This window comes from Castellaniella sp. (assembly GCF_034007085.1).
Classification (GTDB): Bacteria; Pseudomonadota; Gammaproteobacteria; order Burkholderiales; family Burkholderiaceae_B; genus Castellaniella.
The window spans coordinates 1-10,071 of the sequence record NZ_JAVERO010000076.1 but is presented as its reverse complement, the minus strand read 5'-3'; the positions used below and the strand labels follow the sequence as shown (position 1 = coordinate 10,071).

Here is a 10,071-nt window from a genome sequence, read left to right as displayed (position 1 = left end):
GAAGCCGTCGAAGCCCTGTTCCAGCGCCTGTTCTATTCCGAGGAAACCTACGACCTGTCGCGTGTCGGCCGGATGAAGGTCAACAGCCGCCTGGGTCGGGATGCCGACAGCGCGGGCCCGCTGACCCTGACCGACGAGGACATCCTCGATACCATCAAGCTGTTGGTGGAACTGCGCAATGGCCGTGGTCAGATCGACGATATCGATCACCTGGGCAATCGCCGCGTGCGCTGCGTGGGTGAACTGGCCGAAAACCAGTTCCGCGCCGGCCTGGTGCGCGTCGAGCGCGCCGTCAAGGAACGCCTGGGTCAGGCCGAAACCGAAAACCTGATGCCGCATGACCTGATCAATTCCAAGCCGATTTCGGCCGCGATCAAGGAATTCTTCGGTTCCAGCCAGCTGTCCCAGTTCATGGACCAGACCAACCCGCTGTCGGAAATCACGCACAAGCGGCGCGTGTCGGCCCTGGGGCCGGGCGGCCTGACGCGTGAACGCGCCGGCTTCGAAGTGCGGGACGTGCATCCGACGCACTATGGTCGCGTGTGCCCGATCGAGACGCCCGAAGGCCCGAACATCGGCCTCATCAATTCCCTGGCCCTGTACGCGCGCCTGAACGAATACGGCTTTCTCGAAACGCCCTATCGCAAGATCATCGACGGCAAGGTCTCCGATCAGATCGAATACCTGTCGGCCATCGAGGAAAGCAAGTACGTCATCGCCCAGGCCAACGCGGTGCTGGACGAAGACGGTCGTTTCGCCGATGACCTGGTCGCCTGCCGCGAGGCCGGTGAAACCATGCTCACGGCCCCGGCCAACGTGCATTACATGGACGTCGCGCCGTCGCAGATCGTATCGGTCGCAGCCTCGCTGATTCCGTTCCTGGAACACGATGACGCCAACCGGGCGCTGATGGGCGCCAACATGCAGCGCCAAGCCGTGCCCTGCCTGCGGCCCGAAAAACCGCTGGTCGGCACCGGCATCGAACGCACCGTGGCGGTGGACTCGGGCACGACCGTGCAGGCCGTGCGCGGCGGGGTCGTGGATTTCGTCGATGCCGAGCGCATCGTGATCCGCGTCAACGATGATGAAAATGTCGCCGGCGAAGTCGGCGTGGACATCTACAACCTGAAAAAATACACCCGCTCCAACCAGAACACCAACATCAATCAGCGGCCCATCGTGTCGCGTGGCGATCTGGTGGCGCGGGGCGATGTACTGGCCGACGGCGCGTCCAGCGACCTGGGCGAACTGGCCCTGGGGCAGAACATGCTGATCGCGTTCATGCCCTGGAACGGCTATAACTTCGAGGATTCGGTGCTGATTTCCGAGCGTGTCGTCTCCGACGACCGCTACACTTCGATCCACATCGAAGAACTGACCGTGGTGGCCCGCGACACCAAGCTTGGGCCCGAGGAAATCACACGCGATATTTCCAACCTGGCCGAAGTCCAGCTCAACCGGCTGGATGATTCCGGGATCGTGTACATCGGCGCCGAAGTCCGCGCCGACGACGTGCTGGTCGGCAAGGTCACCCCCAAGGGCGAGACCCAGCTGACGCCAGAAGAAAAACTGCTGCGTGCAATCTTTGGCGAAAAGGCCTCCGACGTCAAGGACACGTCGTTGCGCGTGCCATCCGGCATGGTCGGCACCGTCATCGACGTGCAGGTCTTCACGCGCGAAGGCATCGAGCGCGACCGGCGCGCCCAGTCCATCATCGACGACGAACTGCGCCGCTATCGCCAGGACCTGAACGACCAGCTGCGCATCGTCGAAAATGACGCTTTCGACCGCCTGCGCAAGACCCTGATCGGCAAGACCGCCAATGGCGGCCCGCGCAAGCTGGCCAAGAACACCGTTCTGGCCGCCGAATACCTGGACGATCTGGATCGTTGGCAGTGGTTCGACATCCGTCTGGCCGATGAAGATGCCGCCGTTGCCCTGGAACAGGTCAAGGATGCCCTGGAACAGAAGCGCCACCAGTTCGATCTGGCTTTCGAAGAAAAGCGCAAGAAGCTCACCCAGGGGGACGAACTGCCCCCGGGCGTGCTGAAGATGATCAAGGTCTACCTGGCCGTCAAGCGCCGTTTGCAGCCAGGCGACAAGATGGCCGGCCGCCACGGCAACAAGGGGGTGGTCTCGCGCATCACACCGGTCGAGGACATGCCCCACATGGCCGACGGTACGCCGGTGGACATCGTGCTCAACCCGCTGGGCGTGCCCTCGCGGATGAACATCGGCCAGGTGCTGGAAGTCCATCTGGGCTGGGCCGCCAAGGGCCTGGGCCAGCGCATCGCCGATATGCTCGACGATGAACGCGGCGCCCAGGCCAAGGCCGTGCGCAAGGCCCTGGAAACCATCTACAACGCCTGCGGCGGTTCGGTCAAGCTTGACCCGCTGAGCGACGATGAAATCCTGACGCTGGCCGACAACCTGCGCCGTGGGGTGCCCCTGGCCACGCCGGTGTTCGACGGCGCAACCGAGCAAGACATTACCCGCATGCTGGAAATCGCCTACCCGGACGAAATCGCCGAACGCCTGAAGCTCACCAGCGACCGTACCCAGGCCTGGCTGACCGATGGTCGGACCGGCGAACAGTTCGAGCGCCCCGTGACGGTGGGCTACATGCACTTCCTGAAGCTGCACCATCTGGTGGACGACAAGATGCACGCGCGTTCCACGGGTCCGTATTCGCTGGTGACCCAGCAGCCGCTGGGCGGCAAGGCCCAGTTCGGTGGCCAGCGTTTCGGGGAAATGGAAGTCTGGGCCCTGGAAGCCTATGGCGCCGCCTACACCCTGCAGGAAATGCTGACGGTGAAATCCGACGATATCACCGGCCGGACCAAGGTCTACGAGAACATCGTCAAGGGTGATCACGTGATCGATGCGGGCATGCCCGAATCGTTCAACGTGCTGGTCAAGGAAATTCGATCCCTGTCCCTGGACATGGATCTGGAGCGTAAATAATGAAAGCGCTACTCGATCTCTTCAAGCAAGTCTCCCAGGACGAGCAGTTCGACGCCATTCGCATCGGGATCGCCTCGCCGGAAAAGATCCGCTCGTGGTCTTTTGGCGAGGTCCGCAAGCCCGAGACCATCAACTATCGCACCTTCAAGCCCGAACGCGATGGCCTGTTCTGCGCCAAGATCTTCGGCCCGATCAAGGACTACGAGTGCCTGTGCGGCAAGTACAAGCGGCTGAAGCACCGCGGTGTGATCTGCGAAAAATGCGGTGTCGAAGTCACCGTGGCCAAGGTGCGCCGCGAGCGCATGGGCCACATTGAACTGGCCAGTCCGGTTGCGCACATCTGGTTCCTGAAATCCCTGCCCTCGCGCCTGGGCATGGTGCTGGACATGACGCTGCGCGACATCGAGCGCGTGCTCTATTTCGAGGCCTGGTGCGTGATCGAACCGGGCATGACGCCGCTCAAGCGCGGCCAGATCATGTCCGATGACGATTACCTGGCCAAGACCGAGGAATACGGCGACGATTTCCATGCCCTGATGGGTGCCGAGGCCGTGCGCGAACTGCTGCGCAACATCGACATCGATGCCGAGGTCGAAAAGCTGCGCGCCGAACTCAAGGCCACGGGTTCCGATGCCAAGATCAAGAAGATCTCCAAGCGCCTGAAGGTCCTGGAAGGCTTCCAGAAATCCGGCATCAAGCCCGACTGGATGATCATGGAAGTGCTGCCGGTGCTGCCGCCGGACCTGCGTCCGCTGGTGCCGCTGGACGGCGGGCGCTTTGCCACGTCCGACCTGAACGATCTGTATCGCCGCGTCATCAATCGCAACAACCGCTTGAAGCGGCTGCTCGAACTGAAGGCCCCGGACATCATCCTGCGCAACGAAAAGCGCATGCTGCAGGAAGCCGTCGATTCGCTGCTGGACAATGGCCGGCGCGGCAAGGCCATGACCGGTGCCAACAAGCGCCAGCTGAAATCCCTGGCCGACATGATCAAGGGCAAGAGCGGCCGCTTCCGCCAGAACCTGCTGGGCAAGCGCGTCGACTATTCGGGCCGTTCCGTGATCGTGGTCGGGCCGCAGCTGCGTCTGCACCAGTGTGGCCTGCCCAAGCTGATGGCGCTGGAACTGTTCAAGCCCTTCATCTTCAACCGCCTCGAAATGATGGGTCTGGCGACCACCATCAAGGCGGCCAAGAAACTAGTCGAAAGCCAGGAACCGGTGGTCTGGGACATCCTGGAAGAAGTCATCCGCGAACATCCGGTGATGCTCAACCGGGCCCCCACGCTGCACCGCCTGGGGATCCAGGCCTTCGAGCCGCAACTGATCGAAGGCAAGGCCATCCAGCTGCATCCGCTGGTCTGCGCGGCCTTCAACGCCGACTTCGACGGCGACCAGATGGCCGTGCACGTGCCCCTGTCGCTGGAAGCCCAGCTGGAAGCCCGCACCCTGATGCTGGCCTCCAACAACGTCCTGTTCCCGGCCAACGGCGAACCCGCCATCGTGCCGTCCCAGGACATCGTGCTGGGCCTGTACTACGCCACGCGTGAACGGATCAACGGCAAGGGCGAAGGCATGTTCCTGGCCGATCTGGCCGAAGTCCAGCGCGCTTACGACAACCACGAAGTCGAACTTCAGACGCGCATCACCACCCGCCTGCCGGAATACGTCAAGGACGAGAACGGCGAATGGAAGGCGGTCATCAGCCGCTTCCAGACCACGGTGGGCCGCGCCCTGCTGTCCGAGATCCTGCCCCAGGGCCTGCCCTTCAGTGCGCTGAACAAGGCACTGAAGAAAAAGGAAATCTCGCGCCTGATCAATATGGCGTACCGCCGTTGCGGCCTGCGTGCCACGGTGATCTTCGCCGACAAGCTGATGCAGTCGGGCTTTCGCCTGGCCACGCGCGGCGGGGTGTCGATCGCCATGGGCGACATGATCGTGCCGGACGTCAAGAACGAAATCCTGTCCCAGGCCGCGCAAGAGGTCAAGGAAATCGACAAGCAGTATTCCTCCGGTCTGGTCACGGCCCAGGAACGCTACAACAACGTGGTGGACATCTGGGGCAAGGCCGGCGACCGCGTCGGCAAGGCCATGATGGAACAGCTGTCCACCGAGCCGGTCATCGATCGCCATGGCAAGGAAGTCCGCCAGGAATCATTCAATTCCATCTACATGATGGCCGATTCCGGCGCCCGGGGTTCCGCCGCCCAGATCCGCCAGCTGGCGGGGATGCGCGGCCTGATGGCCAAGCCCGACGGCTCCATCATCGAGACTCCCATCACGGCGAACTTCCGTGAAGGCCTGAACGTGCTGCAGTACTTCATCTCGACGCACGGTGCGCGCAAGGGTCTGGCCGATACCGCCCTGAAGACCGCCAACTCGGGTTATCTGACCCGCCGTCTGGTGGACGTGACCCAGGACCTGGTGATCACCGAGGACGATTGCGGCACGACCCATGGCTACGTGATGAAGGCCCTGGTCGAGGGCGGCGAAGTCATCGAACCGCTGCGTGATCGCGTGCTGGGCCGTGTCACGGCCACGGACGTCGTCAATCCCGACACCCAGGAAACCGTGATCCCGGCCGGTACCCTGCTGGATGAAAACCTGGTCGAACTGCTCGACGAACTGGGTGTGGACGAAGTCAAGATCCGCACGCCGCTGACCTGCGAAACCCGCCACGGCCTGTGCGCCCACTGCTATGGCCGCGACCTGGGTCGCGGCGCGCTGGTCAGCAAGGGCGAGGCCGTTGGCGTGATCGCGGCCCAGTCGATCGGCGAACCCGGCACGCAGCTCACGATGCGGACGTTCCACATCGGGGGGGCCGCCTCGCGTTCGGCCATGGCCAGCTCGATCGAGACCAAGTCTGCCGGCACGGTCGGCTTTGCCATCGGCCTGCGCTACCTGACCAACGCCAAGGGCGACCGCATTGCCGTGTCCCGCTCTGGCGAAATCGTGATCTATGACGACAATCGCCGCGAACGCGAACGCCATAAAGTTCCCTACGGCGCGACCATCGCCGTGGGCGACGGGGATGCGGTCAAGGCCGGCGCCAAGCTGGCATCCTGGGATCCGCTGACGCGCCCCATCGTGTCCGAATACACCGGCACGATCCGCTTCGCCAATGTCGAAGAAGGCGTGACGGTGGCGCGCCAGGTCGACGAAATCACCGGCCTGTCTACATTGGTCGTGATTACGCCCAAGACGCGCAGCACCAAGGGCTCCGCCGCACGTCCGCAGATCCTGCTGCTCGATGAGCAGGGTCAGGAAATCAAGGTGGCGGGCACCGATCATGCGGTGGCGATCTCGCTGCCCGTGGGTGCGCTGATCACCGTGCGCGACGGCCAGGCCGTGGGCGTGGGTGACTTCCTGGCCCGGATTCCCCAGGAATCCCAGAAGACCCGCGACATCACCGGCGGTCTGCCGCGAGTGGCCGAACTGTTCGAGGCCCGTTCGCCCAAGGATGCCGGGATGCTGGCCGAAGTCACCGGCACGGTTTCCTTCGGCAAGGACACCAAGGGCAAGCAGCGCCTGGTGATCACCGACATGGACGGCGTCAGCCACGAATTCCTGATTTCCAAGGAAAAGCAGGTGCTGGTGCACGACGGCCAGGTGGTCAACAAGGGCGAGCTGATCGTCGACGGCCCGGCCGACCCGCACGACATCCTGCGCCTGCAGGGCATCGAGCCGCTGGCGTCCTACATCGTCAACGAGGTCCAGGACGTCTATCGTCTGCAGGGCGTGAAGATCAACGACAAGCACATCGAGGTGATCGTCCGCCAGATGCTGCGCCGTGTGAACATCACCAATTCCGGTGACACCAGTTTCATCACCGGCGAACAGGTCGAACGTTCCGAACTGCTGAACGAAAACGATCGCATGGAAGCCGAAGGCAAGATTCCGGCCACGTACGACAACGTGCTGCTGGGCATCACCAAGGCGTCTCTGTCGACGGACTCGTTCATTTCGGCGGCGTCCTTCCAGGAAACCACCCGCGTGCTCACCGAGGCTGCCATCATGGGCAAGCGCGACGAGCTGCGCGGCCTGAAGGAAAACGTCATCGTGGGTCGCCTGATTCCGGCTGGTACGGGCATGTCCTATCATGCTGCGCGCCACGACAAGGAAATCTTCGAGGCCGCCGAACGTGCCGCGGCCCGCGAACTGGCCAATCCGTTCGGGGAACCGTCGGAAATGGCCCACGCGGGTTCGGATGAGGCCGGGCTGGATGCCGATGCATCGGCGGATGGCGAGGCGCCGGCGCAGGATTGACTGTGACGGGCGGCCTGGCCGCCCATCCGCGTCGTGTTTCAGCCCCCGGACTGCGCTCAGGCAGTGCGGGGGTTTTTGTTCTGGACCCTGTCATGACTGATCTCTACGCCGTCATCGGCAATCCTATCGCCCAATCAAAGTCGCCGCTGCTGCACACGGCATTCGCGCGTCAGTTCGGCCATGATCTGCGTTATGACGCCATTCTGGCGGCGCCGGACGCGTTCCGCGAGACCGTCCAGGCCTTCGTCGCGGCGGGCGGGCGTGGCATGAACGTGACGGCGCCGTTCAAGCTGGAAGCGGCAGAACTGGCGGATACCCTGACCGATCGCGCGCGTGCCGCCGGAGCCGTCAACACGCTCACGTTCGGTCCCGAAGGCATCCTGGGCGACAACACCGATGGCGTCGGCCTGGTCGGGGACATCCAGGACCGGCTGGGCTTTTCACTGGTGGATCGCCGGGTGCTGGTGATCGGCGCGGGCGGCGCGGCGCGTGGCATCCTGCTGCCGCTCCTGCTGGCGCGGCCTGCCAGCGTCCTGGTGGTCAATCGCACGGCGGCGCGGGCGCAGGCCCTGGCCGAGGCGATGGCGCATGCCGGCCCCATCCAGGCCGGGCCGCTGGAGGCCGCCGGAGGGTGGGAATACGATGTGGTCATCCATGCGACTTCGGCTGGCTTGAACGAAGGGGAAGCGCCCGCCGTGGATTATCGCGTGGCGGACGATGGTCTGGCCTATGACCTGGCCTATGGTGCGGACACCCCATTCATGCGCCAGGCGCGCGACCGAGGCGCGGCCCAGGTGGCCGATGGCCTGGGCATGCTGGTGGGCCAGGCAGCGGAATCCTATCGCGTCTGGCGCGGTGTGCTGCCCGACGTGCGTCCCGTTCTGGAGCAGCTTGCGCTGGTGTGATGCCGCTGGCGGCCAATCACCCCTGGACACCCGGGGTGATCAGCCCGACGGCGGCCCGCAGGCCCAGCAGATAGCTGTCGGCACCGAAGCCGCAGATCTGGCCGCGTACGATGGGGGCCAGCACCGATTCGTGGCGAAAGGCCTCGCGCGCGTGGATATTGGACATGTGGACCTCGACGACGGGAATCCGCAGGATGGCGATGGCGTCGCGGATGCCGTAGCTGTAGTGCGTCCAGGCGCCTGCGTTGATCAGCACCGCATCGGTGCCGTCGGTGTGGGCGCGGTGGATGCGCTCGACCATGTCCCCTTCGTGATTGGTCTGGAAGCAGCTGAGATCGACCCCCAGTTCCCGGCCCAGCGCCTGCAGGCGCGCGTCGATTTCCGCCAGGGTGATCGAGCCGTATTGCGCCGGATCGCGTTGGCCGAACAGGTTCAGGTTGATGCCGTGCAGGACGAGGATGTTCATGATGAGCAGGAAACGGGCACAAACGTCCATGATAGTACGGAAAGGTTCGAAATCCGGATAGGGTGTGGATTCTGGTGTGCGAGTCCGTAAAAGGGCAGCTTTGCTTCACACGAAAGAATCATGCTACACTTCCTGGCTTGCTGGGTTAATGGCATCTGATTGCGGTATGCGCCGCTTGTCTTGTGCCGGGTTTCCAGCGACATCAGCGGCCGTGCGGCCCTGATGAGCATTCCCTGTGCAAGACCCGCTCTTTACGTCATTCGTTTCAGGCGGATTTTGCGCATGTCGCCTGAAAATGCCCCCGCCGTGTTCTGCGCGGCCAGGCATGTCCGGGCACTCTGAATATCGACGTAAAACGTACGCAAGTACAAAGGATGCGTAAAGGTCATGCCTACCATTGCTCAACTGCTGCGCAAACCGCGCCAAGTCAGTCGCGAGAGCAGCAAGAGCCCGGCGCTGGAAAACTGCCCCCAGCGTCGCGGCGTCTGCACCCGTGTCTACACCACCACCCCTAAAAAGCCGAACTCCGCCCTGCGTAAGGTCGCCAAGGTGCGCCTGACCAACGGCTACGAGGTCATCTCCTACATCGGCGGCGAAGGCCACAATCTCCAGGAACACTCGGTCGTTCTGGTGCGTGGCGGCCGTGTCAAGGACTTGCCCGGTGTGCGCTACCACATTGTTCGCGGCTCCCTGGACCTGCAGGGCGTCAAGGACCGCAAACAGGCCCGTTCCAAATACGGTGCCAAGCGCCCCAAGAAATAACTCATCGCTTTTCCAGCAGTCATCCGATCGCTTCTGATCGGCCGTGCAGCCGCAGCCATGGCTGTGGCACGTAAGTGGCTCTCCGGATGGAAGCCGTGGCCGCGCAGGCGGCTCAACTGAATCGTCACAAGGAAACAAAAATGCCTCGTCGTCGCGAAGTACCGAAACGTGAAATCCTCCCCGATCCCAAATTTGGCAGTGTCGAGCTGGCCAAGTTCATGAACGTCGTCATGCTGTCCGGCAAGAAAGCCGTGGCGGAACGCATCGTGTACGGCGCCTTGGACCAGATCCAGGCCAAAACGGGCAAGGAACCCATCGAAGTCTTCAACACCGCCATCAACAACATCAAGCCGGTGGTCGAAGTCAAATCCCGCCGCGTGGGCGGTGCCAACTACCAGGTGCCGGTCGAAGTGCGCCCCGTGCGCCGCCTGGCCCTGGCCATGCGCTGGCTGCGCGAAGCTGCGAAAAAGCGCGGCGAAAAGTCGATGGACCTGCGTCTGGCGGGCGAACTGATGGATGCCGCCGAAGGCCGCGGCGGCGCCATGAAAAAACGCGAAGACACCCACAAGATGGCCGAAGCCAACAAGGCCTTCAGCCACTTTCGCTGGTAATCCAGCCGGTCAATCACCAGGAAACACATCATGGCCCGCAAAACCCCCATCGAGCGCTATCGCAATATCGGTATTTCCGCGCACATCGACGCCGGGAAGAC

The 10,071-nt window shown here is 63.3% G+C and carries 6 protein-coding genes; 5 read left to right on the top strand and 1 reads right to left on the bottom strand.

Translation table 11 applies throughout. The annotated features are described in order from the left end of the window. From rpoB to aroE, 3 genes are all read left to right on the top strand, one after another. On the top strand, window positions 1-2,964 hold a 2,964-nt coding region (rpoB, locus tag RBR29_RS07940; RefSeq protein WP_320348447.1), incomplete at its 5' end, for a DNA-directed RNA polymerase subunit beta. Then, complete coding sequence (gene rpoC / locus RBR29_RS07935; protein WP_320348445.1) at window positions 2,964-7,226, top strand: DNA-directed RNA polymerase subunit beta'; 4,263 nt, start codon at window positions 2,964-2,966, stop codon at window positions 7,224-7,226. The genes rpoB and rpoC, both read left to right, overlap by 1 nt. A 92-nt stretch (window positions 7,227-7,318) precedes the next feature. After that, window positions 7,319-8,131 carry a shikimate dehydrogenase gene (aroE, locus tag RBR29_RS07930; protein ID WP_320348444.1) on the top strand — a complete coding sequence of 271 codons (813 nt, stop codon included), beginning with the start codon at window positions 7,319-7,321 and terminating at the stop codon, window positions 8,129-8,131. A 16-nt stretch (window positions 8,132-8,147) separates the two neighbouring features. Here aroE and aroQ read toward each other — a convergent pair whose 3' ends face one another. Beyond that, a complete protein-coding gene (gene aroQ / locus RBR29_RS07925) occupies window positions 8,148-8,597 on the bottom strand; it encodes a type II 3-dehydroquinate dehydratase (protein WP_320348443.1) in 450 nt (149 codons plus the stop codon). 387 nt (window positions 8,598-8,984) lie between these two features. Between aroQ and rpsL the strand changes: the two genes are divergently transcribed. After that, the gene (rpsL, locus tag RBR29_RS07920; protein ID WP_320348442.1) at window positions 8,985-9,359 is read left to right on the top strand and encodes a 30S ribosomal protein S12; all 375 of its coding nucleotides are present in this window, start codon (window positions 8,985-8,987) and stop codon (window positions 9,357-9,359) included. Between the two features lie 140 nt (window positions 9,360-9,499). Next, window positions 9,500-9,970 (top strand): 30S ribosomal protein S7, encoded by a 471-nt coding sequence (gene rpsG / locus RBR29_RS07915; protein WP_269356106.1) that lies wholly within the window; start codon window positions 9,500-9,502, stop codon window positions 9,968-9,970. Window positions 9,971-10,071: the final 101 nt, after the last annotated feature.

Coding starts and splice junctions, on each gene's coding strand:
- rpoC (WP_320348445.1), top strand. CDS start 2,964: ATGAAAGCGCTACTCGATCTCTTCAAGCAAGTCTCCCAGGACGAGCAG.
- aroE (WP_320348444.1), top strand. CDS start 7,319: ATGACTGATCTCTACGCCGTCATCGGCAATCCTATCGCCCAATCAAAG.
- aroQ (WP_320348443.1), bottom strand. CDS start 8,597: ATGAACATCCTCGTCCTGCACGGCATCAACCTGAACCTGTTCGGCCAA.
- rpsL (WP_320348442.1), top strand. CDS start 8,985: ATGCCTACCATTGCTCAACTGCTGCGCAAACCGCGCCAAGTCAGTCGC.
- rpsG (WP_269356106.1), top strand. CDS start 9,500: ATGCCTCGTCGTCGCGAAGTACCGAAACGTGAAATCCTCCCCGATCCC.